The sequence below is a fragment of the Catenuloplanes japonicus genome (genome assembly GCF_000717135.1).
Classification (GTDB): domain Bacteria; phylum Actinomycetota; class Actinomycetes; order Mycobacteriales; family Micromonosporaceae; genus Catenuloplanes; species Catenuloplanes japonicus.
In genome coordinates, this window is the sequence record NZ_JNXY01000006.1 from 14202 (window position 1) to 37789 (window position 23588).

Below are 23588 nucleotides of genomic sequence, written 5' to 3' on the forward strand. Positions count from 1 at the left end.
AATTTGTCGACATAAATCCTCCTAAATGGTTAGGAACGGCGGAGTTGTGCGAAGTCGGAGAGGCCGAGCGGCGCCCGGAGGCGGAAGACGGCCAGCGCGTAGAGGCCGCCGCCGATCAGGACCGCGGCGCTGAGGCCCGGCACGGTGGCGCCCAGCGATGCCACGGAGAGCGCGGCCACGCCCCCGAAGCAGACGACCGCCAGCCCGCCCGCCACCATCGTGCCGCGCCCGAACGGATGCAGCCCGAGCGACAGTCCCACCTGCAGCAACGGCACCAGGTTGTTGATCAGCACGGCCACCGCGAGCCCGATCGCGGCGCCCAGCGCGCCCAGCGGCGGGATCAGCAGCAGGTCCAGCGAGATCGTGACGACCAGCGCCAGCACCACGTTCCACAGGTTCCAGGTGGTGCGGTCGGCCATGGTCAGCACCGAGTCGACCATGCCGCAGCCGGTGGAGAACAGCATCGCGCTGCCCAGCACCACCACGATCGCGCCGCCGGTGCGGTAGTCGTCGCCGAACGCGCCCAGGTAGACCGGCGCGAACATGATGACCAGCAGGTAGAGCGGCCAGGTGGCGAGCACCAGCCAGCCGGTGGCGGCCTGGTAGAGCGCGTTCGCCCGCGCCTGGTCGCCGGTGGCCAGCGCCTCGGCCAGCCGCGGCTGCACGGCCTGGCCGATGCCCTGGTTCGCGAACTGGCCGAGCACCACGAACCGCCCGGCCACCGCGTAGAGCGCGGCGGCGGCCAGCCCGCCGAACGCGGCGACCAGCAGCACGTCCAGGCGTTGCAGCGCGAGCTGGGCGACGCTGGCGACCGCGCGCGGCCCGGTGAAACGCCAGAACCGGCGGCGCAGCATCCGTCGTGCGCGCGAGGTCGGCTCCGCGGCGGGCTCCCGGCCGGTCAGGTAGACCCGGCGCAGCGCGTACCCCCCGAGCAGGGCCACCGGCAGGTAGGGGCCGACCCAGGCGAGCGCGTACCAGCGCGGGGGCAGCGCGACCCAGGCCGCGGCCAGCGCCAGCCCGCCGATGCCGGCCAGCTGCAGACCGGGCCGGACGATGCGTTCCAGCATGATCGTCGGCCGGAGCATCCGATATCCGCGCGTCGCGGTCAGCACCGCGTCCGCGACCGCGGCCAGCGGCAGGAAGACCGCGAGCACGCGCAGCTGCCCGGCGTGGTCGGCCACCATCCCGGGCGACGAGTCCGGCGCGGTGATCCGGGCCAGCGCGGGCGCGCACACCCACACCACGGCGGCCATCACCAGCGCGACCGCGCCGACCGGCGTCAGCCCGGTCCGCAGGCACTCGCCGAGCAGGTTCGTGTGGCCCCGCGCGCGCAGCCGGGCCGGCCAGTAGACCAGCCCGGTCTGGGTGCCGAGCCGGGCCAGGCCGGTGGCCAGCGCGAACAGCGCGGTCGCGGCGAAGAACGCGCCCGCGTGGTCGGTGCCCAGGCCGCGCGCGACCAGCCAGGTCACGGCCAGCCCGGTCAGCCCGGTGAAGCCGACGCCGATCAGGTTCGCCAGCCCGCCCCGGGCGGCCCCGCCGACGCCCGGCGTGACCGCCGGCGGCCCAGCGCTGTGCGCGCAGTACATGCCCGGCACGCTGCTGCAGACGGAGTGGTCGACGGTGCGGGGCAGCGCGCGCGTCGGCGCCGCCATCAGGCGCGCCAGACCGGTGAGTGCCCGAGCCAGGTCGCCAGCGCGCGGTCGTGCGGGGCGAAGTGCGTGGTCAGGTCCTCGCGTACCGAGGACTCCATCGGCGCACCCCGCGGGCGCGCGTTGTGCTTCTCGAACGCGGGCCGGGCGAGGTGCGGCAGCTCCAGGAAGTCCAGCACCCGGTCGTAGACCTGCTCCGGCTCGGTGAAGAACCGCTCGCTCTCCACCACCAGGATCCGCTCGCGCGGGATGTGCGCCGCGACCTGGTCGAGGTAGCGGGCGTACTCGCCGCGGGCCCGGTAGGCGTGGTGCTGGTGCGAGAACGAGTAGTAGTCGGGGTCCGCGGCCAGCCGCTCCTCCTCCCGGTGCAGCCGGGCCGGCTCCAGGGCCAGCGCGCGCGAGAACGACGGCTCCTTCTCGAAGCCGCGGGCCAGCTCGTGCGCGTGCTGCGAGAACGCGCGCTCGACCGGGTCGCGGACCAGCGCGATCAGGCGTACCTCCGGAAGGTCGTGAGCGATCCGGGCCGCCGCCTGCGGGTGGTAGAGGTAGTACGGGCTCGACTCGAACGTCTGCGCCGGCACGCCGTGCCGCTCCGTGACGCGGTGACCAGCACTGTTCCGGGGGAAGTGCCCGCGATACCAGCTCAGGCCGCGGCCGTACGACGTGTCGAAGTAGTGCACGCCCTTGTGCAGCACGGCCTTGAGCACCACCGGGTGCTCGGCCAGCGCCCGGTAGAGCGAGGTCGTGCCGCACCGCTGCCCGCCCGCGATCAGGAACGACGGCAGCATGCGCGACCCCGACGTGAGCCGCCCGTAGGACCGGGATCCGAGGTGCACGATGTGCTTCACCGCACCCGGGACCCGCGACGATGTGATCATTTCTGGTTGCCCTCCACGCGACGGATGAGTACCGGCAGCAGCCAGCTGCCGAGGACGCCGAGCCGCGCGCCGGCCTCGGCCTGCCGGTCGATCAGGTAGCGGGCGGCCAGGTCGACCAGGTAGAGCAGCGCGGTCAGCTCCCGCGCGCCCGGCGCCACCTCGAACGGATGCAGCAGCTCACCGGCCCGCTGCATGGTCGCCTCCAGCGCGCCGGTCGCGTCCGGATCGGACTGCACGCGGCGCTGCAGCTCGTGGTGGATCGCGTCGAACCCGGCCGGCACGCCGGCGGTGAACCGCTCCCAGTCCCAGAGCAGGATCGTGTCGTCCAGGCAGGCCATGTTCCACGGCGCCCAGTCGCCGTGCCACGCGCCGTACCGCAGGCTGATCCCGCCGGCCCGGTCCGCCAGCAGCCGGGCCGCGCGCCCGAGCTGCGCGCCCTCCGGCCGGTCCGCGACCTCGGCCAGCCGCTCGGTCAGCGTGGCCCAGTACGTGCTGGACGTGAGCGGACCGTAGGTGTAGCCAAGGCACCCGGCCACGTCGCGCATCGCGGTGGCCAGCCGCCGTGGGGACAGCGTCGCCCGGGACCGCCACACCGGCAGCGCGGACTGGACCAGCACCTGGTGCGCGCCCCACCGCCCGGCGTGCATCACGCGTGGCACGGTCAGGTGCGGCAGCGGCGCGTCGGCCAGCGTGGTCAGCGCCACGGTCTCGGCCTGCACCAGCTCGCGGGTCAGCGGCCCGGTACCGAGCTTGACGAACCCGCGCGTGGCGCCGTCCGCGTCGAGCAGCTGCAGCACCGGCTTGCGATTCGCGCGTGCCGGTCCGATGTGGATGCTCATCGCCATCCGGGTGCCGAGCGCGCGCTCCAGGTACGCGTCGATCGAGGCTTCCAGCGGCCCGGCGATCCGGATCCGGTCGCGGAGCAGCAGGCCGGACGCGCCGGTCTGGAGCGCCGCGACCACGGCCTCACGCTTGAGCTTCGCGCCCCGGGACTGCGGCTCGGCGTAGCGGCGGACCGCGGCCGCGGCGACCCGGCGCGGGCCGGACGGCACCAGCAGCCGGGCGCGGGCGCGGTCCGGGACGACCACGAACTCGAGCAGGCCCGGACCGTCCGTGGTGAACATGGGCGGCGGGTAGAGCACCCCCAGCACCTCGTCCAGGTACTGCGCCCGCAGCGCGGCGTCGTCCGCCGTGAGGCGTACCGGCGCGGTTTTGACGGTCACGTGGGGTCTCCCTCTGATTCATTGCGCCACAGCAGCGCGTACGCGAGGAACATGAACGCCAGAGGGGTGACCAGCGCGTTGTACCAGAGCGTGGCCGAGAACGACGCGACGATCGCGCAGCTCGCGGCCAGTCCGGCCGGGGTGCGGTCGTGACGGAACCGCCACAGGCCGAAGACGAAGAAACCGAGGTAGGCGACCGTGCCGGTCAGCCCGTGCGCGTAGATCAGCTGCCAGAGCTGGCCGTTGCCACCGACCGTGAAGTTGCCGCAGCGCTCGCAGGCCGAGCTCTCGCCGACCGCGATCGAGTTCCGGCCGCCGATCGTGGTACGGGTGGAGCCGTAGCCGATCACCGGTGAGTGGATCGCGCCCTCCAGCGCGCGCCCGACCAGGAACGAGCGCACGCCGTCCGACTTGCCGTTGTCGAGCCGCGCGCTGACCGTGGTGCCGAGCGGGCTGACCAGGATCACCAGCACCAGCAGCAGGCTCGCGCCGAGCACGCCGAGCAGCGGCAGGATCCGGCCGGACCGCAGCGCCAGGTAGAGCACGGAGATGCCGAGCCCGATCCACAGCCCGCGGTTCAGCGACTCCACCACCGGGACCAGCGCGACCAGCAGGCACAGCGCGGTGAGCACCCGGTGCTTCCGCGCCGCGACCACGAAGAAGCCCACCAGCAGGCAGAAGTTGTTGCCCCAGGTGTTGGTGTAGCCCCACGGCGCGGCCGGGCGCGGGCGGGTCTCACCGACCACGTCCATGATCTGCGCCGCGTACGGATGCACCATCGACTGCACGAAGCCCTTGCTCCGGATGCCGTGCGGCAGGATCATCTCGACCGGCGACGTGAACGCGAAGTGCCCGGCGAACACGCCCAGCAGCCCGCCGGCCACGGTCACCACGAACAGCCAGCCGAGCAGCCCGACCAGGCGCCGGCGCGGCAGCTCCCGGTCGGTGAGGTTGCCGGCGTAGACCAGCAGCACGGTCAGCGACAGGTACTGCGCGAGCCGGAACGCGACGCCGACCACGCGCGCACTGGCCCGCTCCGGCACCGTGCCGGCCGGGTCCGCACCGAGCGCGCCCACGCTGATCACCACGACCGCGAGGAACACCAGCCACCACGCGAAGCCCGGCGGCATCCGCACCGGACGCCCGCGCGCCGCGCCGCGGATCAGCAGCACGACCATGGGCACGGCGGCCATCGGGAAGATCAGCACGCCCAGGCCGAGCGCCCACCACAGCGGATAGAGCAGCAGCACGCCCGCGATCGGCCACGCGGGGAGCGCGGTCTCAGAATCTTCCCGGGGGTACGCCGCCGCCCGCGCCGCGAGGTGGGCCGAGCTCACCGGCCCGATCCGTCGCGGTCCGGGCGCTTACCCGCGGCCGGCTCGTCCCGCCCGGCCGCGGCCACCGCGGAGATGTCGATGACCCGGGTGTCCGCGTCCGACTCACCGAGCCAGGCCGGGATCTTCGGTTCCGGCTTCTCCTTCGTGGCGGTCTTCCCGGTCCCGGTGCCGTACGTGCGCGGGGCCGGCTTCTTCGGCTGCGCCGGTGCGAGCGTGGGCCGCGGCGGCGGCAGCTCCTCCGCCGCCTTCGGCTCGATGCGCGGCAGCACCACGGCGCCGAGCAGCGGCGTCCCGACCCGGCGCAGCTGCTCGGCCGCGTCCGCGACCTCGGGACGGCGGGCGCGGCGCATCTCGACCGCGAGGATCGCCGCGTCCGCGAGGCTGGCCAGGCTCTGCGCGTCCGCGCTGCTGGACGTGGACGGCGCCTCGATCACCACGAACGCGGCCTGCCGGCGCAGCGTGGCCAGCATGTCGGAGAGCGCCTGCGACTGCATCAGCCCGCCCGCGGCCGCGGTCCCGCCGGTGGTGACCACGCGCAGCGACGGCACGCGCGGCGCCTGCTGCACCGCGTCGGACAGCGGCGCGCGACCGGCCAGCACCTCGGACAGGCCGGGCTTGGCCGCGATGCCGAAGATCCGGGCGATCGGCGCGATCTCCACCATGCTCTCCGGCAGGTGCGCGCCGATCAGCACGACCTCGTTGCCGGTGCGGGCCAGCGCGGTGGCCAGGTTCGCCGCGACCAGCGTGGTGGCGGATCCGCGGCTGGCGCCGGTGACCACCACGATCTGGTCGTCGCGGTCCAGGCTGGCCAGCACCTCGTTGCGCAGCCGGTTGAACGTGCGGCCGCCCGGCCCGTACGGCTGCAGCACGTCGTCGAAGCGGGGCGCGCTGCGGCCGTTGAGCGTGGCCAGCACCGGCACGCCGGCCTTCGCCACGTCGGACGCGGAGCGCACCCGCCGGTCCAGCCGCTCCCACAGCACCGCGATCAGCAGGCCGAGCAGCAGCCCGACCATGCCGCCGGTGGCCAGGTTGAGCATGGTGTTCGGGCTGCTCGGCATGGACGGCAGCCGCGCGTCGCTGATGATCGAGCCGACGCTGACCGTGGTGGTGGTCAGCTCGTTCAGCTTGCCGTTCAGCGAGTTCAGCTGGTTCTGCGTGGTCTGCCGCTGGCTTTCCAGGTTCGGCCGCTGCGGGCTGTCCCGGTCCACCTTGGCCAGCTGGTTGTTGACGTCCGTGAGCGTGGTGCTGAGCTGCTTGGTCTTGTCGGAGAGCGCCTTGATCGCGGCCTCGGTGCTGGCCGAGGCGGTGCGCTCGCGGTTGCGCAGGTACGCCTCGGCGAACGCGTGCGAACCGGCCTGCGCCGCGCCCGGCTCCGTGGCCGAGTACGTGATGACCAGCACGGACGTGTTCGCGGGCACCTCGACCTTGAGGCTCTTCGCCAGCTCGTCCGGGGGCAGCGGGCTGCGCAGCAGTTCGGCCGCGCCGGTGGCGACCGCGGTGGAGCGGACCAGCTGCGCCTCGGTGTCGAGGTTGACCTCGCCCTTGGTCCGGCCGCCGGAGACATTGGTGTCCTGGCCGGCCGGGGTGACCAGCACGCTCGTCGCGGACTCGTACGTTTTCGGCATCTGCGAGGTGGCGCCGGCCGCGATGCCGAGTCCGAGCAGTGACAGGACCGCGAATACCCACCAGTGTCGCCGGAGTATCCCGAAATAGTGGGACATGTCATGGGACACCGGAGGAGACGCGTCCATGGGTGAGGCGGCCCTTTCCACGGGGTGCCGACCGTACCGGTCGAAGTCGAGGCCGCCGGAAAACACCACAAAGCGGCCGAGAGCGGCGAATCGCCCCCACAGGGGTTCAACGCCCGGCTCTCAGCTTCGTAACTCTCCAGCCGCCGACCCGTTCGAGTCGCCCACCGCCGGCCTCACCTGGATCGGGGCGTCATGCATCTGCATGACGCCCCGATCACGGAAGCATGGTCAGCGGCGCGGCTCGGACCAGCCGTGCTCGGTCAGGAACTCCAGGATGGTCTTGACCGAATCGGGCAGCGACAGCTCGCTGGTGTCGATGGTCAGCTCCGCGTCCGTGGGCGTCTCGTACGGATCGTCGATGCCGGTCATCCCGGTCAGCTCGCCGGCCCGCGCCTTCGCGTAGAGGCCCTTGCGGTCGCGCTGCTCGCAGACCTCCAGCGGCGTCGACACGTGCACCAGCACGAACCCGGCCCCGGCCTGCGTCGCCATCCGCCGGGCGTCGGCGCGGGCCTCCGCGTACGGCGCGATGGGACAGCAGATGACCATCCCACGGTGCCGGGCGACCTCGGCCGCGACCCAGCCGATCCGGCGCACGTTGCGGTCCCGGTCGTCCTTGCTGAACGTCAGCCCGGCGGACAGCTCGCGCCGCACCACGTCGCCGTCGAGCAGCGTGACCGTGCGCTCGCCGGCCTCGCGGATCGTGTCCGCCACGTGCCGCGCCACCGTGGACTTGCCCGAGCCGGACAGCCCGGTCAGGAACACCACCAGGCCCCGCTGACGGCGCGGCGGGCGCGCCCGGACCAGCTCCTTCGCCACGGCCGGCGGCGTGTGCCACTCCGGCAGCGGGAAGCCGCGGTCCAGCAGATCGTTGATCTCCAACTGGGACAGTGCCAGCTTGCGGCTGGGCGGCGGGATGTCGTCCCGCCACCGCCACTGCCCGTCCCGGTTGTCGTAGGCCAGCTCGCGCGGCACCAGCACGCGCGGGCCGCCGCCGGAGAGCGACTCGCCGGTGGAGAGCAGGTGCGTCACGCCGTAGGCCGCGGCGACGCGCGCACGCAGCAGCGCGTCCGCGATCTCCTGGCCGCGCCGGATCAGCGTCACCGCGACCAGCGTGGCCGAGGGCATGCGGTCGCGCGCCGCGAAGATCGACCGGACCAGCGCCTCGGGCGGCAACCCGTCCGGGCTCGCCTCCGAGACCGGGATCAGCACCAGCAGGTGCGCGCTGAGCTGCTTCGCCGCGTGCGCGATCTGGGCCAGCTGGGGGCGGTGCAGCGGCTTGTCCGCTATCACGCCGAGCACCCGGCCCGCGGGCAGCAGTGCCTTGATCTCCTCGGGGCTGCGCCGCAGCCGCTGGAACGGCCCGTGCGTGCCGTCGCCGAGCCGCCGCACGTCGCCGCCGGCGCCGAACATGCCGTTCTTGGTCGGCCAGAGGTCGGAGACCTCCATCGCCGCGACCGGCGCGCCCTCCAGATCGGTCAGCACGATCGCGCGCCCGACCGGGTTCGCCAGGTCCAGACGCTCGGCGATCGAGGCGGGGATCTCCAGCGTCACCGCCGCCGGCCAGGATCGATCGTCCGCGAGCCGTCCACGACGGGCCAGGCTCGTCAGGTCCGCGCGGCCGAGGAAGCCGGTCAGCGGGGCATAGGCGCCGGAGAGCAGCAGCTCCAGGTCGGCAAGCTCGTACGCCCGGGGCGTATAAGCCGGCGCGTCCCGCAGCACATCCTCAGGCAGCAACCACCCACCGCTGTTCATCCCACCCCCAAGACCAAGTAAGGCAGACAGTCTCTCAGCAGAACGCCCGATCGTGAAAGTCGGAGGGGCCCGCAGCGACAAATCCTTTCGCTGCTCGTTGTCCGGTGGAGGTAGTTCCGCAGCTCATCTGGAGGATCTTCGGTATGCGCGGCCGGTCGCGCCTCATCCTGGCCCTGATCGTGGCCGCCGTGCTCGTCGCGGGCCTCGGCCTGCTCTGGGCCGGCCGGCGCGAGGACGGGCTGCCACCGTCCGCCCCCGGCACCGCGCCGCCGCCGCGTGCGGACGGCACGATCGCACCGCCGTGGCCGGGCGCGGATCCGACCGGCGCGTCCGGCCTCGGCCCGTCGCCGTCCACGTCGGCGTCGCCGGCGGCGGGGAAGGACTGCCGGGTGGACACGAAGCTGGTGCCGGCCTGCAACGTCCTCTGGGGAGCCGCGCCCGGCGCGTTCACCGAGGAGCGCGGCGCGCAGGCCCTGGCCGAGTACGAGCAGAAGACCGGGCGGACGCAGACGGTCTACCACGCGTACCACCGTGGCATGAACGGTCTTTTCCCGACGGACGAGGAGATCGCGATCGCGGGCGATCCCGCGCGCCCGCGGGTGCTCTTCCTGAACTGGAAGCCGTGGGACGCGAGCTGGGCGGAGATCGCCGCGGGCGGCGCCGACGACTACCTGGACGAGCTGGCGGACCACATCCGCGGCACCTACACCGCGCCGTTCTTCTTCACCGTGCACCACGAGCCGGAGGAGGAGGTCCGCGAGCGGCCCGGCTCCGGATACACCGCGCACGACTACCGTGCGATGTTCCGGCACGTGGTCTCGCGGCTGCGCGGGCACGGCGTGGACAACCTGGTGACGGTCGTGGTCCACATGGCCTACGTGCCCTACACCAGCGAGCCGTGGTTTCAGGAGCTCTACCCCGGCGACGACGTGGTCGACTGGGTCGCCTGGGACACCTACGCCTACAGCGACCGCGGCGAGTACGGCCACGGTGACTTCGCCGAGCTGATGAACCGCACGTCGAGCGAGGCGCCGGACTGGCCGGGCTTCTACAACTGGGCCGCCGCCCGGCACCCGTCGAAGCCGTTAATGGTGGCGGAGTGGGGAGTCTGGGCCAGCCACGCCAACCCCGGCCACCAGGCGGACTTCTATCGCAGCGTGGCCCGCCAGCTGCCGGACTTCCCGCGGATCAAGGCGCTGGTCCACTTCGACACGCCGCACGACCAGCGCGGCCGCGACTCCCGCCCGGAACGTACCTCCGACGGCCTGGCCGCCTATCGCGAGCTGGGCGGCCTGCCGATGTTCCAGGTCGACGTGCGCTGAGAAAGCCGCGTCGAGAAAGCCGCGTCGAGACAGCACAGCGGCCCCGCCGGGGAGGACGGGGCCGCGTGCCGGAGAGACGAATCAGCTGGTCTCGGAGGCCGCGGTGAACGACCGCAGCCGCAGCACCGCGTAACCCAGGCAGACCACCGTGATGATCACGCTCATGATGATCGAGACCGTGAGCGACACGTTCCCGGTCAGGTACTCGGTCGGCGCGATCTTGTCCGCGTAGGTGAGCGTGTACTGCTCGACGGAGAGCACGCGCGTGCCGCTGACCAGGTTGCCGAGCAGCCCTTCCCAGATCAGCACGTAGAGCAGGCCGACCAGCACCGGCCGTCGGCTCAGCAGGCTGAGCAGCAGGAACACGGCGGAGTAGACCACCGCGCCGATCGCGGCCGCGGCGGCCAGGCCGAGCCCGAAGCGCACGCTCTCGACCAGCACGCCGACCACGTAGAGCGGGATGGCCGCGGTCAGCGCCGTGACGCCGGAGGCGACCAGGAACTTCGCCCAGACGATCTCGGCGCGGGACAGCGGCTTGGTGAGAATGTGGACGATCGTGCCGTCGTCGATCTCGGAGCCGAGCACGCCGGTGCCGACGATCAGCGCGATGACCGGCAGCAGCACGGCGAAGCCGAGGCCGTTGACGACCGGCTGCGCCCAGTCGCCGCTGTTGATGCCGGTGACGCGCGCGAAGACGGCCAGTGCGACCAGCAGCACCGGCAGCGGCAGCAGCAGGAGGAACCGGCGGCGGCCGAAGAGCCCGCGCGCGGTCATCCAGGCGATGGTGGTGTTGATGGGCATGGTCAGGCCTCCACCAGGTAGGAGAAGACGCTCTCCAGGGACTCGTCCGACGGGGTGAGCCGGCTGACGCGGATCCCCTCCTTGAGTGCGATCTTGGGCAAGGACCGGGTGAAGCCGCCGTAGTCGCTCGCGCGCACGGTCAGACCGGTCGGGGCCAGCTCGACGCCGGCCACGGACGGCTGGGCCATCAGCGCGACCGCGAGCCGCCGGTCGTCCGTGGAGGAGACCGCGAAGACGTGCGGCCGGTTCGACATCAGGCGGCGGATCTCGCGGTAGTCGCCGGAGGCGGCCAGCCGGCCGGAGACCATGACCTGCACGGTGCCGGAGAGCTGCTCCACCTCCTCCAGGATGTGCGAGCTGAACAGGATGGTGCGGCCCTCGCCGCCGAGCCGGTGCAGCAGCTCCATCATGTGCATCCGCTGGCGCGGGTCCATGCCGTTGAACGGCTCGTCCAGCAGCAGCACCTGCGGGTTGTGGACCAGCGACGCGGCCACCCGGGTGCGCTGCCGCATGCCCTTGGAGTAGGTGTCGATGCGCCGGTCCTTGAACTCCGTCATCTCCACCAGATCGAGCGCCGCCGCCGCGGCCGCCGCGGGGTCGGCGAGCTTGTGCAGACGCGCGCTGGCCAGCACGAACTCGCCTGCGGTCAGGAAGCCGTGCACCGCCTCGCGCTCGCTGACCAGGCCCAGGTGCCGGTAGACGGCCGGGTTGCGCCAGGCCGGCTGGTCGCCGACCATGACCGTGCCGCGCGACGGCGACAGGAAGCCGGCCATCATGTGCAGCAGCGTGGTCTTGCCGGCGCCGTTCGGCCCGAGCAGGCCGGTGACGCCGGGCTCCAGCGTCATGGTCACGTCGTTGACGGCCACCACGTTCCCGAACCAGCGGGACACGCCGTCCATGGTCACCGCGGTCACGATGCCACCTTCCGGTATCGGGCGAGCAGGAGCGAGACGCAGAGGGCGATCAGGCCGAGCGTCACCGCGCCGTAGAGCGGGCCGAACGAGCCGATGCCCAGCTCCTCGGGCATGCCCTCCGGCCTGCCGAAGATCCACTGGCCGACGCCGCCGACCAGCGTGGACGGGCTGGCCAGCTGCGCGAGCTGCTGACCGGTGGTCGTGGTGGCGAACGTGAGCACGACCACGACCGGCGCGGTCACCAGGAACACCGCGACCGTGGCGCCGGCCGCGACCGCACGCCGGCTGACGAACGACGAGACCAGCAGCGCGATCGAGCTGTAGACCAGTGCGAAGAGCAGCGCGTACGCCAGGCCGGGCGCGAACGCCTTGACCTCGTCCCAGACCGCGCCCATCCCGTCGCCGCTGAACGCCGCGGTCAGGAACATGATCAGCATGGGCACGGCCATCACCGCGAACGCCGACGTGATCATCGCGGCCAGCTTGGCCAGCGGATAGTCCGCGCGGCTCAGCGGCCGGGAGAAGTAGAGCGGCAGCACGCCGCTGCGCAGGTCACGCGAGACCAGCTCCGGCGCGACCACGGCACAGAACAGGATGAGCAGCATGCTCATCTGGTCCGGGAACGTCTCGTAGGTGAGCAGTTCCAGACCGGTCTGGAACTTGACCGCGGCCGCGACCACGCCGACGACCAGCATGATGCCGGCCACCGACCACGGGAAGATCTTGGCCTTGAACGTGCGGCCCAGGCCGAACGCGGCCCGCATGCCGTGCACGTAGAGCGCGGCGAGGACCGAGACCCGGCCGAGCCGCGGGCCCTGGTAACGGCGATAGCCGATGTCGTGAATGACGGACATCAGGCGTCCTCCCTCGCGGCGAACAGCTCGGCCACCCGGTGCCGGCGCTGCTCCAGACGGTGCAGCGGCAGGTCCAGGTCGGCGACCGCGGCCAGAATCGTGTCGTAGGCCGCGTCGGGCGCGGAGCCCAGCGGCACCAGCAGCAGCCGTCCCTCGCGGGTCGGCGGCAGCCCGGCCGCGGCCAGGCGGTGCCCCAGCTCGTCCGTGCCCTCGCTGACCTCCACCGCGAGCACGTCCGTGCTGGTCGTCATCGTGGAGATCTCCGCGGACCGCAGCAGCTTGCCGCCGTCGATCGCGATCAGCGAGTTGCAGATCCGCTCGACCTCGCCGAGCAGGTGCGAGCAGACCACCACGGAGATGCCGAACTCGGAGCCGATCCGTGCGATCAGGTTGAGCATCGCGTCGCGCCCGGCCGGGTCCAGCCCGTTCGTCGGCTCGTCCAGCAGCAGCAGGTCGGGGTCGTGCACCAGCGCCTGCGCCAGCTTCACCCGCTGCTTCATGCCGGTCGAGTAGCCGCCGATCTGGCGGTACCGTTCCTCGTAGAGTCCGACGTGACGCAGCGCCTCGGAGGCGCGCTCCCGGGCGGCGGTGCGCGGCAGACCGCTTATCCGCCCCAGGTGCGTCACGAACTCGGCCGCCGACAGCTCCGGCGGAAGACAGTCGTTCTCCGGCATGTATCCGACGCGCGCCCGCACGTCGGCAGCCTGGGTCGTAGGGTCCAGCCCCAGCACGCTCAGGGAGCCGCCGCTCGGCGGAATCAACCCCAGCAGCAGCTTGATGAGGGTGGACTTGCCGGCCCCGTTCGCGCCGACCAGGCCCACAACGCCCGGCCCCACGCTCAGCGTCAGGTCCGACAGCGCGGTGACGCGTCCGCCGTAGACCTTCGTCAGGGATTGGGTCGCGATCAATGTCACGGCTCTGAGCCTAGGCGGCCCACGCACCGGGGACCTCAGGAATCAACCCTGCAAAATCAAGATCAAAACCCTGAGACCCATCAGGGGGTACGGGTGTGCCCGGCCGGAATCGGCCGGGCGCACCCCGTACAAGGTCAGCCCGTGTTGCGCATGCCGGCGGCGATGCCGTTGACCGTGGTCAGGAGCGCGCGCTCCAGGGCGGTCGCGTCGCTGTAGCCGCGGCGGGCGCCGGGCTGGATGCCGACGGTCTGGCTGGCGCCGCTGTCGCGGTACTGGCGGAGCAGCGCGACCTGGAGGTGGTGCAGCGGCTCCAGGTAGGTGTCGCGGACGCCGAGCGTGCGGGAGAGCACCGGGTTCGCCTTCAGGAGGCCGGCCTCGCCGGTGATCGCCAGGACCTCGCGCACGGTCAGCGCGTACTCCTCCTCGATCGTGGCGAAGATCGGGTGCAGCTCGTCCGGGACCAGCGTGTCGACGTACCGCCGGGCGATCGACAGGTCGGTCTTGGTCAGCATCATCTCGACGTTGGACAGGAACGTCCGGAAGAAGTGCCAGTCCTTCCACATCTCGTCGAGCACGTCGCCGAGGCCGGCCTCGCGGGCCGCGGCCAGGCCGGTGCCCACGCCGAACCAGCCGGGGACGATCTGCCGGCTCTGCGTCCAGCCGAACACCCACGGGATCGCGCGCAGGCCGCCGAGGCCGGCGTCCGCGTTCGGCCGCTTGGCCGGGCGGGAGCCGATGTTCAGCGCGCCGAGCAGCTCGGTCGGCGTGGACGCCCAGAAGTACGCCGGCAGGTCCGGGTTCTCCACCAGTCCCCGATACGCCTGGAACGCCGCCTCGGACGCGACGTCCATCGCGCCGTCCCAGCGGACCAGGTTCTCGTCCGAGACGCGCGGCGTGGTGTGCAGCAGCGTGGCCTGGAGCACCGCGGCCACGGTCAGCTCCAGGTTCTCCCGGGCCAGCGCGGGCAGCGTGTACTTGTCGGAGATGACCTCGCCCTGCTCGGTGACCTTGATCGCGCCGTCGAGCGTGCCGTACGGCTGGGCCAGGATCGCCTCGTGGGTGGGGCCGCCGCCGCGCCCGACCGTGCCGCCGCGGCCGTGGAAGAGCCGCAGCCGGACGCCGTGCCGGGCCGCCACGTCGCGCAGCGCGCGCTGCGCCTTGTGGATCTCCCACTGCGAGGTGGTGATCCCGCCCTCCTTGTTGGAGTCCGAGTAGCCGAGCATGATCTCCTGCACGTCCCCGCGCGCCTTGACGATCGCCCGGTACGCCGGCAGCGACAGCAGCCCGTCCAGCATCTCGCCGCCGGAGCTCAGCTCGGCGGGTGTCTCCAGCAGCGGCACGATGTTGATCCGCGCGCGCCGGGAGTGCACGTCGATCAGGCCGGCCTCGCGGGCCAGCACGGCGGCGGCGAGCACGTCGTCCGGCCCGAGCGTCATCGAGATGATGTAGGTCTCGACCACGTCCGCGCCGAACCGTTCCTGCGCGGCCCGGATCGTGGTGAACACGTCGAACGTCTTGCGGGCCGCGTCGGTCAGCTGCGCGTCCGCGCTGGAGAGCGGGCGGCGGCCGGACAGCTCGCCGGCCAGCAGCTCGGTGCGCTGTTCCCGGGTGAGTGTGGCGTAGTCGCCGACCTCGCCGACCTGCCCGTACAGCTGGGCGAGTACGGCGTGGTGGGCCTCCGCGTGCTCGCGCACGTCCATGGTGGCGAGGTGCATGCCGAACGCGGAGACGGTGCGGATCGTGGACGACAGCCGGCCGACGGCGGTGAGCTGCCCGGAGTTGCGGGCCAGCGACGCGCGCATCAGCTCCAGGTCGCCGATCAGTTCCTCGGTGCCGAGGTAGTCGCGGCCGGGCACGTGTGGCGTGCTGCGGCTGAGCCGCTCGCGCGTGTTCGCCAGCTTGGCCTTGATGCACCGGATCTTCAGCCGGTACGGCTCCTCCGCGTTGACCCGGCGGAAGCGGGCCGCGACCTCGGGCAGCGCGTCCAGGTCCTTGGCCAGGCTGGCGGAGAGGTCGAGCGAGACGCCGCGCAGCCGGCGGGACACCGAGATCTCGGTGATCAGCGCGTCCATCGCGGCCTCGGTGGCCTGGATGCCGTGCTCGTGCTGGATGATCAGCACGTCCCGGGTGACGGCCGGCGTGACGAACGGGTTGCCGTCGCGGTCGCCGCCGATCCAGGTGCCGAACGTGATCGGGCGCGCGGTCGGCGGCGTCTCCACGCCCAGCGAGCGCAGCGTCTCGGCCAGGTCGTCGAGCACCTGGGAGGCGGCGTCCGCGTACAGCTCCTTGAGGTAGAAGACCGCGTTGCGGGCCTCGTCCGTCGGGTCCGGCCGGTCCAGGCGCAGCTCGTCGGTCTGCCAGATCAGGTCGATCAGCTCGGCGAGCCGCTGGGAGGCGGGCCCGTCGTCCTTCGCGCCGTAGAGCACGGCGGCCGCGGTCTCCGCGTCGAGCTGGTCCGCGACGGCGCGCAGCTTGGTGAGCACGGACCGGCGGGACGCCTCGGTCGGGTGCGCGGTGAAGACCGGGCGGATCGCGAGCCGGCGGGCCGCGGTGGCGACCTCGTCGGCCGGGACGCCGGCCTCCGCGATCAGCTTCGCGGCCTGGTCCAGCCAGCCGCCCGAGGTGGCGCGCTGCCGGCGCAGGTCACGCGAGCGGTGCACCTGCTCGGTGATGTTCGCCAGGTGGAAGTAGGTGGAGAACGCGCGGGCCAGCTGCGTGCCGGTGGTGACCTCCATCGCGGTCAACCGGGCCGCGGCGGCGTCCGCGTCCGTGCGCACCTGCGCGCGGATCTCCTCGACGAGGTCGAGCAGCGGCTTGCCCTCCTGGCGGGCCAGCGTCTGGCCCAGGAGCGTGCCCAGCCTGCGGATATCGGCGCGAAGTGCTGCGTCAGGACCGTCGTGGTCGCTGTGCTCGGTCACAGAAAGCGCTCCCTTCCATGCGAACGAAGGACAGCGCTGTCCGACTTGTGCGCGATCGTATCGGCGAGGAGTAGCGCTCGGGTCACTCTGGTGAGCCTTGTCTCAAGCTGTGGTCTCAGCCCCAGCCTATGCCGGGTCCGCGGTGGCGTCGTGGCGTTCCTGCGCCTCGATCAGCTCGTCGGAGTGCGCGCCGAACCAGATCAGCATCGCGCAGAGCGGCTCGGCCAGGCTCTCGCCGAGCGCGGTCAGGCTGTAGGTGACCTGCGGCGGGACGGTCGGCTCCACCTGCCGGTCGACCAGGCCGTTACGGACCAGCACCTTCAGGTTCTGGGACAGCATCTTCTGGCTGATGCCGCCGATCTTCTGGTGCAGCGCGGAGAACCGGTGCGGCCCGGTGATCAGCGCCGAGATGATCAGCGTGCCCCAGCGCGTGGTGACCTGATCCATGATCGGGCGCGACGGGCACCGGGTGTCGAAGGTGTCACCCGCCAGGAGACGGTAGGCGGATGCGAGCTGCTCGGTAACTGCCATGGCAGTAGCTTACAAAAAGGTACGTACTTCCCGTCGGTAATCAACGCTCCTAGCGTGACCGGCCATGGACATCACACTGGAGGGCCGCACGGCCGTCGTGACCGGCGCGGCCAAGGGGATCGGCGCGCGCATCGCCGTGGATCTCGCGGCGGCCGGCGCCGCGGTCGTCGTCAACTACCGCACCGACTCCGCGGGCGCGGACCGCGTGGCCAAGGAGATCACCGAGGCGGGCGGCCGCGCGATCCCGGTCCGTGCGGACGTCGGCCGCGGCGAGGACGTGACCGCGCTGTTCACGGCCGCGCGGGACGCGTTCGGCACGGTGGACGTGCTGGTCAACAACGCGGGGATCAGCGTGTTCGCGCCGATCGAGGCGATCACCGAGGAGGAGTACCGCCGGCACGTGGACACCAACCTGTGGAGCACGCTGCTGACCACGCAGGCGCTGATCGGCCAGCCCGGCCTCGGCGCCGCGTCGATCATCAACGTGTCGACCGCGGGCACCACGTTCCACCCGCCGTACGCCGCGCTCTACGTCGCCACCAAGGCGGCCGTGAACGCGGCGACGCTGGTCGCGGCCACCGAGCTCGGCCCGCGCGGCATCCGGGTCAACGCGCTGCTCCCCGGCTACTCCGACACCGAGGGCACCCGCGCGATGGGCTTCGTCGGCTCGCCCATGGCCGACCAGGCCGTCTCCGGCGTCCCGCTCGGCCGCCTCGGCACGCCCGACGACTACGGCCCGCTCGCCGTCTTCCTCTCCTCCGACGCGGCCCGCTTCATCACCGGCGCGGTCGTCCACGTCAGCGGCGGCCGCCGCTGACCTGCGGTCGAGCCGACAGGCCGGAGTGTCCCCCGGCACACGCGGTCGGCGACGCCGGCGGTCTAGCCACGCGGCCGGCCGCGTCGCCGGTAAGCAGTGCTGACCTGCGGTTTTCTGGCGATCGACGGTGGAACCGGAGCGCCACCGGCGCGCGGTTTGCGACCCCGCGGTGCGGCCGCGTCGCCGGTAAGCGTTGCTGACCTGCGGTTTCCCGGCGATCGACGGTGGAACCGGAGCGCCACCGGCGCGCGGTTCGCGACGCCGCGGTGCGGCCGCGCGGGCGGGACGTCGCCGGTAAGCGTTGCTGACCTGCGGGTTTTCCGGTGACCAACGGCGAAACCGGCAGGGAGGCCGCCTGCGGCCGACCGGTGCCCGCGGGAGCAACGCTGCCGGACCACGCCGGAAGCGGGAAAATGATCTCAGGTTTGGTCTTTTTCCGCCTCGCGGACGGCGTCGGCGTGGGCCAGGGCGGCGCGGCGCAGGCCGGCCTCGGCGTCCTGGCCTGCCGCACGGGCCGCCGCGACCCGGCGCAGCAGCTCAGAACCAAGATCAAGGTCTTGCGGCAGCGGTACGGCGACGCCGGCCCGCTCCGCCCGCTGGAGGATCTTGGCGGCGAGCGCGAGTGCGGGCTGGGCGAGCGCGATGCCGTCCATCGAGGACCCGCGGGCCTTCTCCGCGCGCTTGATCCGCTCCCAGTTCTCGATGATCTCGTCGACGTCGCTGACCTGGGTGTCCGCGAAGACGTGCGGATTGCGGCGGATCATCTTCTCGACCAGCGTGCCGGCCACGTCGTCGACGTTCCACCGCTGGTCCTCGGGCAGCTCCTCGGCCAGGCGCGCGTGCAGCACCACCTGGAGCAGCACGTCGCCCAGCTCTTCGCGCAGCGTGTCCAGGTCGCCGGCCTCGATCGCGTCGTAGGCCTCGTAGGTCTCCTCCAGCAGGTACTGCGCGAGGGTGGCGTGCGTCTGCTGCCGCTTCCACGGATCGCCGCCGGGGGAGGCCAGCCGGTCGATCACGGACACGGCGTCGAGCAGGCGCGCGCCCGGCGGGTCCCAGGAGCCGTAGCGCAGCTCCAGCTCGGCCAGCGCGGGCTCGCGGGCCAGGCGCAGGCCGAGCGCGCGGGCCATGTCCTGGTCGCCGGTCGGGCCGGCCAGCCAGACCACGGTGCCGTGCTCCTGCGCGGCGGCCAGCACCGGCGCGGGGTCCGGCGCGACCACGGTCACGTCCGCGCCGGCCGCCCGCAGCGCCGCGGCCTGCGCGCTCTCCTCGGAGGCGAGCACCGGATGGCGTCGGACCAGGTCCCACGCGTCGGCGGTCAGCAGGCCCGCGGGCAGGCGCGGCGAGGTGACGAGCAGGACGATCTGCGGCATGGGGACCAGCATGCCGCAGCGGATCAGCCGGCCGTGACGACGGTCCCGTCCTGGAGGAACGGCATCCGGTACGGGAACGACTGGTTGTTGGCGGAGGCGACCATGGGCGCGGCGGCCGGCAGGTACCTCGGGTTGACCACGGCGCCGGTCTTCTCCGCCTCGGCACGCAACGCGTCCGAGATGGCCAGCGGGCCGCCCGCGAAACCGCCGTCGCCGAACTGCTCGCGCACCATCGGCACGGACAGGTCCGGCTCGATCGCGTCCGCGTCGACCAGCGCCCGGTAGACCGTCATCATGCCGTCGTCGGTGACCCGGGCCGGCGCGATGCCCTCCTGGAGTGCGCCGTAGACCTGGTACCAGTCCTGGTAGAGCGACACGTAACGGGTGCCGGCGGGCACGCCGAGCACGGACTCGACCAGGTCGGCCGGGACGCGCTCGCCGGTGACCGGCAGGTTCCGCTCCGCGGCGACGCGACGGCCGAGGTCCAGCGACACCAGCAGATCGACGACGTGCCGGCGGTTGATCGGCAGGCTCGGCTTCTCCAGCTCGTCGCCGGGGATGCCGCGCGCGTCAGCCTGGGCGGCGGCCAGCTGCTGCTGCGCGTCGTCGAAGGCGGTGCGCGCCTCCTCGAAGATCGAGTCGACGGTCTGCTGCGCATACGTCACGTCGCCGACATACGCGGCCACGGCCGGGCTGTGCTGGGCGCAACCGGAGAGGGCGAGCACGGCCACGGCCGTAAAAGCCACATAACGGGCGGATCGCATAGAGATCACTCTATCACGTCGGGCAGTGATCGATCAGCGACCCGCCGCGACCGGCTCGCCGAGCACGTCCTTCAGCAGCTGGGTGCACCACTCCAGCAGCGCCTGGTCGCGCACCGGCTCGCCGCCGACCCGGCGCGTCATCGGCCACGGCACGCTGACCTGCTCGTTCGCGAGCTTGTAGACGGAGTCGGGGTGGTAGCGCTTGAGGCGCATCTGCTTGGAGTCCGGCAGCGGCAGCGGGGCCATCCGCACGTGCTTGCCCTGCAGCGTCACCTCGGTCAGCCCGTACGCCTTCGCGGTCAGCCGGAACCGCGCCACGGCCAGCAGGTTCGCGACCGGGGCCGGCGGCTCGCCGTACCGGTCGGTCATCTCGGCCACGATCTCCTTGAGCGCCACGTCGTCCCGCGCCTCGGCCAGTTTGCGGTACATCTCCAGGCGCAGCCGCTCCACGCCGATGTAGTCGTGCGGCAGGTGCGCGTCCACCGGCAGGTCGATCTTGACCTCCTGGACCTCCTCCGGCCGCTCGCCCTTGAACTGCGACACCGCCTCGCCGACCATCCGCACGTAGAGGTCGAAGCCGACGCCCTCGATGTGCCCGGACTGCTCGCCGCCGAGCAGGTTGCCGGCGCCGCGGATCTCCAGGTCCTTCATGGCCACGTACATGCCGGCGCCCAGCTCGGTGTGCTGCGCGATGGTGGCCAGCCGCTCGTGCGCGTGCTCGGTCAGCGGCTTCTCGCGCGGGTAGAGGAAGTACGCGTACGCCCGCTCGCGCCCCCGGCCGACCCGGCCGCGGATCTGGTGCAGCTGGGCCAGGCCGAGCAGGTCGGCACGCTCCACGATCAGCGTGTTCGCGTTCGGGATGTCGATGCCGGACTCGACGATCGTGGTGCAGACCAGGACGTCGAACTCCTTCTCCCAGAACCCGACCATCACCTTCTCCAGCGCCTCCTCGGACATCTGCCCGTGCGCCACCGCCACCCGCGCCTCCGGCACCAGCTCGCGCAGCTTCCGCGCGGCCCGGTCGATCGACTCGACGCGGTTGTGCAGGTAGAAGACCTGGCCGTCGCGGAGCAGCTCGCGATGGATGGTCGCGGCGATCTGCTTCTCCTCGGACGGGCCGACGAACGTGAGCACCGGGTGCCGCTCCTCCGGCGGCGTGGCGATCGTGGACATCTCCCGGATGCCGGTGATCGCCATCTCCAGCGTGCGCGGGATCGGCGTGGCGGACATGGTCAGCACGTCCACGCTGGCCCGCAGCGTCTTCAGGTGCTCCTTGTGCTCGACGCCGAACCGCTGCTCCTCGTCCACGATCACGAGCCCGAGCTGCTTGAACCGGGCCGCGGCGGAGAGCAGCCGGTGCGTGCCGATCACGATGTCCGCGGTGCCCTCGCCGGCCATCTTCAGCGTCTGCTCCGCCTCCTTCGCGGTCTGGAACCGCGACAGCTGCCGGATCTCCACCGGGAACTGCGACATCCGCTCCGCGAACGTGTTGAAGTGCTGCTGGGCCAGCAGCGTGGTCGGCACCAGCACCGCCACCTGCTTGCCGTCCTGCACGGCCTTGAACGCGGCGCGCACCGCGATCTCGGTCTTGCCGTAGCCGACGTCGCCGCAGATCAGCCGGTCCATCGGGACCTGCAGCATCATGTCGTGCTTGACCTCCTCGATCGCGGCCAGCTGGTCCGGCGTCTCCGTGTAGGGGAACGCGTCCTCCAGCTCGCGCTGCCAGGGCGTGTCCGGGCCGAACGCGTGGCCCTTCTGCGCCTGGCGGGCCGCGTACAGCTGGATCAGCGAGGCGGCGATCTCCTTGACCGCCTTCTTCGCGCGCGCCTTCGCCTTCTGCCAGTCGCTGCCGCCCATCTTGTGCAGCGTGGGCGCCTCGCCGCCGACATAGCGCGACAGCTGATCGAGCTGATCCGTGGGTACGAACAGGCGGTCGCCGGGCTGGCCGCGCTTGGCCGCCTGGTACTCGATGACCAGGTATTCCCGGTCGGCGCCGTTGACCTTCCGCTGCACCAGTTCCACGTACCGCCCGATGCCGTGCTGCTCGTGCACCACGTGGTCGCCGGCCTTCAGCTCCAGCGGGTCGATCGTGTTGCGCCGCCGGGACGGCATCTTGCCCATCGCCTTGGTGGTCGCGCCACGGCCGCCGGTCACGTCGTTGCCGGTCACCACCGCGAGCCGGGAGCGCTCGTCCACGAAGCCGTGGTTCAGCCCGCCGCAGACGATCGTGATCTGCCCGGCGGCCGGCGCGCTCGTCAGCTTCTCCACCGTGACCGTGCCCAGGCCGGCGTCGCGCAGCACCTCGGAGGCGCGGTTCGCCGGGCCCTTCGCCTCGAAGACCAGCACCACCGACCAGCCGTCGCCGGACCAGCGCTTCAGGTCGTCGACCAGCCGCCCGGTCTCGCCGTGGTAGAGCGGCGCGGCCTGCGCGGCCAGCGCGATGTCGTCGCCCGCATCCGGCGTGACCGCGACCTGTGCCGGGGCGTCCTCCCAGGGAGCGGTCTCGGTCTCCGCATCGGCCAGGCCGAACGGGGACACCGACCACCACGCCTGACCCAGCCGCCCCGCCTCCGCCCGGACCTCCGCCAGGCTGCGGAACGCCGCCGCGCCCACGTCGATCGGGGCCTCGCCGCCGACCGCCGCCGCGGCCCAGCTGGCCTGCAGGAACTCCTCGCTGGTACGCACCAGGTCGTGCGCGCGCGTGCGGATGCGTTCCGGGTCGCACAGCAGCACGTGCGTGTCGCGCGGCATGCAGTCCAGCAGAAGCTCCATGCTGTCCGTGCCGGAGAGCAGCGCCGGGGCCAGCGACTCCATGCCCTCGACCGGGATGCCCTCGGCCAGCTTGGACAGGATCTCGCCCAGCTCCGGATGCGCCTCGGCGAGCACGGCCGCCCGGTCCCGGACCTGCGGCGTGAGCAGCAGCTCCCGGCACGGCGGCGCGAACAGCTCGCTCGCCGGCTCGATGGTCCGCTGGTCCGCCACCGCGAACGTGCGGATCTCCTCGACCTCGTCGCCCCAGAACTCCACGCGCAGCGGGTGCTCCTCGGTCGGCGGGAACACGTCCAGGATGCCGCCGCGGACCGCGAACTCGCCGCGCTTCGTCACCAGGTCGACCCGCGCGTAGGCCAGATCGACCAGCCGCGCGACCGTCTCCTCCAGACCCGCCTCGGCCTTGAGCCGCAGCACCACCGGGTCGAGGTCGCCGAGGCCCTTGAGCTGCGGTTGCAGCACCGACCGGACCGGCGCCACCACGACCCGTACCGCCCCGGACTCGCCCGGGTGCGCCAGCCGTCGCAGCACGGCCAGCCGGCGGCCCACCGTGTCAGACCGGGGGGAGAGGCGCTCGTGCGGCAGTGTCTCCCAGGCCGGGTACGCCACGATCTGCTCCGCCGGGATCAGGCAGCCCAGCGCGTCGACCAGGTCGTCCGCCTCCCGGGACGTGGCGGTCACGGCCAGCACCGGACGCCCGGCACCACCGGACGTCACGGCCGCGGCCACGGACGCGACGATGAACGGCCGCAGCGGCGCCGGTGCGGTCAGCCCCAGCTCCGCGGCCTCCGGCCCGCCGGTGCGGGCGAGGTCGCGGGCACGCGCCAGACCGCCGTCGGCGAGCGCGGCGGGAAGAAGGCCGGCGAGCTTCATGGATCCCCCGTAGAACGGCACGGTGCTTTACCCCACGCCCAGCATGGACGGGGGGTACGACAAACCAGACTACGCCGGTCGGGCGGCCGTCCCGTGGATCCGCCGTGGGTCGGCCGTCGGACTCCTGATCCGGCGATCGGCTGAATCCGAA

The 23588-nt window shown here is 72.4% G+C and carries 17 protein-coding genes; 2 read left to right on the forward strand and 15 right to left on the reverse strand.

Features of this window, described 5'->3' with window-relative positions:
• Positions 1–29: 29 nt before the first annotated feature.
• The 6 genes from OP04_RS10880 to cysC all read right to left on the reverse strand — a co-directional run bounded on the left by OP04_RS10880 (position 30) and on the right by cysC (position 8590).
• Positions 30–1652, reverse strand: coding sequence for a lipopolysaccharide biosynthesis protein (locus OP04_RS10880; protein WP_232323545.1), 1623 nt, complete (start codon positions 1650–1652; stop codon positions 30–32).
• Entirely contained in the window at positions 1652–2527 is an 876-nt protein-coding gene (locus OP04_RS10885) for a sulfotransferase domain-containing protein (RefSeq protein WP_033339485.1), read from the reverse strand. Before OP04_RS10885 ends, OP04_RS10880 begins: the two co-directional genes overlap by 1 nt.
• On the reverse strand, positions 2524–3750 hold the full coding sequence (locus OP04_RS10890) for a hypothetical protein (RefSeq protein WP_051797519.1): 1227 nt from the start codon (positions 3748–3750) through the stop codon (positions 2524–2526). The genes OP04_RS10885 and OP04_RS10890 overlap by 4 nt, the downstream gene beginning before the upstream one ends.
• Positions 3747–5087, reverse strand: coding sequence for a hypothetical protein (locus tag OP04_RS10895; RefSeq protein WP_051797521.1), 1341 nt, complete (start codon positions 5085–5087; stop codon positions 3747–3749). Before OP04_RS10895 ends, OP04_RS10890 begins: the two co-directional genes overlap by 4 nt.
• Complete coding sequence (locus tag OP04_RS10900; protein ID WP_232323546.1) at positions 5084–6808, reverse strand: tyrosine-protein kinase domain-containing protein; 1725 nt, start codon at positions 6806–6808, stop codon at positions 5084–5086. Before OP04_RS10900 ends, OP04_RS10895 begins: the two co-directional genes overlap by 4 nt.
• Positions 6809–7066: 258 nt before the next feature.
• Positions 7067–8590, reverse strand: a complete 1524-nt coding sequence (gene cysC, locus OP04_RS10905; RefSeq protein WP_033339486.1) for an adenylyl-sulfate kinase — start codon at positions 8588–8590, stop codon at positions 7067–7069.
• Positions 8591–8733: 143 nt separating this feature from the next.
• Here cysC and OP04_RS10910 point away from each other — a divergent pair, with 143 nt between their 5' ends.
• The gene (locus OP04_RS10910; protein ID WP_051797525.1) at positions 8734–9912 is read left to right on the forward strand and encodes a glycosyl hydrolase; all 1179 of its coding nucleotides are present in this window, start codon (positions 8734–8736) and stop codon (positions 9910–9912) included.
• Between the two features lie 81 nt (positions 9913–9993).
• On the opposite strand, the gene OP04_RS10915 is transcribed toward OP04_RS10910, so the two are convergent.
• From OP04_RS10915 to OP04_RS10940, 6 genes are all read right to left on the reverse strand, one after another.
• Complete coding sequence (locus OP04_RS10915) at positions 9994–10713, reverse strand: ABC transporter permease (protein ID WP_033339487.1); 720 nt, start codon at positions 10711–10713, stop codon at positions 9994–9996.
• 2 nt (positions 10714–10715) lie between these two features.
• On the reverse strand, positions 10716–11612 hold the full coding sequence (locus tag OP04_RS10920; protein WP_051797761.1) for an ABC transporter ATP-binding protein: 897 nt from the start codon (positions 11610–11612) through the stop codon (positions 10716–10718).
• Between the two features lie 11 nt (positions 11613–11623).
• A complete protein-coding gene (locus tag OP04_RS10925) occupies positions 11624–12481 on the reverse strand; it encodes an ABC transporter permease subunit (RefSeq protein WP_033339488.1) in 858 nt (285 codons plus the stop codon).
• Positions 12481–13395 (reverse strand): ABC transporter ATP-binding protein, encoded by a 915-nt coding sequence (locus OP04_RS10930; protein WP_033339489.1) that lies wholly within the window; start codon positions 13393–13395, stop codon positions 12481–12483. Before OP04_RS10930 ends, OP04_RS10925 begins: the two co-directional genes overlap by 1 nt.
• Positions 13396–13529: 134 nt before the next feature.
• The gene (gene ppc / locus OP04_RS10935) at positions 13530–16313 is read right to left on the reverse strand and encodes a phosphoenolpyruvate carboxylase (RefSeq protein WP_033339490.1); all 2784 of its coding nucleotides are present in this window, start codon (positions 16311–16313) and stop codon (positions 13530–13532) included.
• 126 nt (positions 16314–16439) lie between these two features.
• Positions 16440–16844: a winged helix-turn-helix transcriptional regulator gene (locus OP04_RS10940; protein WP_033339491.1), complete on the reverse strand. Its 405-nt coding sequence runs from the start codon at positions 16842–16844 to the stop codon at positions 16440–16442.
• A 64-nt stretch (positions 16845–16908) separates the two neighbouring features.
• On the opposite strand from OP04_RS10940, the gene OP04_RS10945 reads away from it, so the two are divergent.
• Entirely contained in the window at positions 16909–17661 is a 753-nt protein-coding gene (locus OP04_RS10945) for an SDR family NAD(P)-dependent oxidoreductase (protein WP_033339492.1), read from the forward strand.
• 419 nt (positions 17662–18080) lie between these two features.
• Here OP04_RS10945 and OP04_RS10950 read toward each other — a convergent pair whose 3' ends face one another.
• Genes OP04_RS10950 through mfd form a run of 3 tightly spaced genes read right to left on the reverse strand, consistent with a single transcriptional unit; the run spans position 18081 to position 23437 of the window.
• On the reverse strand, positions 18081–19031 hold the full coding sequence (locus tag OP04_RS10950) for a MazG family protein (RefSeq protein ID WP_033339813.1): 951 nt from the start codon (positions 19029–19031) through the stop codon (positions 18081–18083).
• A 23-nt stretch (positions 19032–19054) separates the two neighbouring features.
• Complete coding sequence (locus OP04_RS10955) at positions 19055–19795, reverse strand: hypothetical protein (RefSeq protein WP_157239617.1); 741 nt, start codon at positions 19793–19795, stop codon at positions 19055–19057.
• A 33-nt stretch (positions 19796–19828) separates the two neighbouring features.
• Complete coding sequence (mfd, locus tag OP04_RS10960) at positions 19829–23437, reverse strand: transcription-repair coupling factor (protein WP_033339494.1); 3609 nt, start codon at positions 23435–23437, stop codon at positions 19829–19831.
• Positions 23438–23588: the final 151 nt, after the last annotated feature.

What these genes read in the sequence shown, in the direction of transcription:
- OP04_RS10880 (WP_232323545.1), bottom strand. Translation starts at nt 1,652, where the DNA reads ATGGCGGCGCCGACGCGCGCGCTGCCCCGCACCGTCGACCACTCCGTC.
- OP04_RS10885 (WP_033339485.1), bottom strand. Translation starts at nt 2,527, where the DNA reads ATGATCACATCGTCGCGGGTCCCGGGTGCGGTGAAGCACATCGTGCAC.
- OP04_RS10900 (WP_232323546.1), bottom strand. Translation starts at nt 6,808, where the DNA reads ATGTCCCACTATTTCGGGATACTCCGGCGACACTGGTGGGTATTCGCG.
- cysC (WP_033339486.1), bottom strand. Translation starts at nt 8,590, where the DNA reads ATGAACAGCGGTGGGTGGTTGCTGCCTGAGGATGTGCTGCGGGACGCG.
- OP04_RS10910 (WP_051797525.1), top strand. Translation starts at nt 8,734, where the DNA reads ATGCGCGGCCGGTCGCGCCTCATCCTGGCCCTGATCGTGGCCGCCGTG.
- OP04_RS10915 (WP_033339487.1), bottom strand. Translation starts at nt 10,713, where the DNA reads ATGCCCATCAACACCACCATCGCCTGGATGACCGCGCGCGGGCTCTTC.
- OP04_RS10920 (WP_051797761.1), bottom strand. Translation starts at nt 11,612, where the DNA reads ATGGACGGCGTGTCCCGCTGGTTCGGGAACGTGGTGGCCGTCAACGAC.
- OP04_RS10925 (WP_033339488.1), bottom strand. Translation starts at nt 12,481, where the DNA reads ATGTCCGTCATTCACGACATCGGCTATCGCCGTTACCAGGGCCCGCGG.
- OP04_RS10940 (WP_033339491.1), bottom strand. Translation starts at nt 16,844, where the DNA reads ATGGCAGTTACCGAGCAGCTCGCATCCGCCTACCGTCTCCTGGCGGGT.
- OP04_RS10945 (WP_033339492.1), top strand. Translation starts at nt 16,909, where the DNA reads ATGGACATCACACTGGAGGGCCGCACGGCCGTCGTGACCGGCGCGGCC.
- OP04_RS10950 (WP_033339813.1), bottom strand. Translation starts at nt 19,031, where the DNA reads ATGCCGCAGATCGTCCTGCTCGTCACCTCGCCGCGCCTGCCCGCGGGC.
- OP04_RS10955 (WP_157239617.1), bottom strand. Translation starts at nt 19,795, where the DNA reads ATGCGATCCGCCCGTTATGTGGCTTTTACGGCCGTGGCCGTGCTCGCC.
- mfd (WP_033339494.1), bottom strand. Translation starts at nt 23,437, where the DNA reads ATGAAGCTCGCCGGCCTTCTTCCCGCCGCGCTCGCCGACGGCGGTCTG.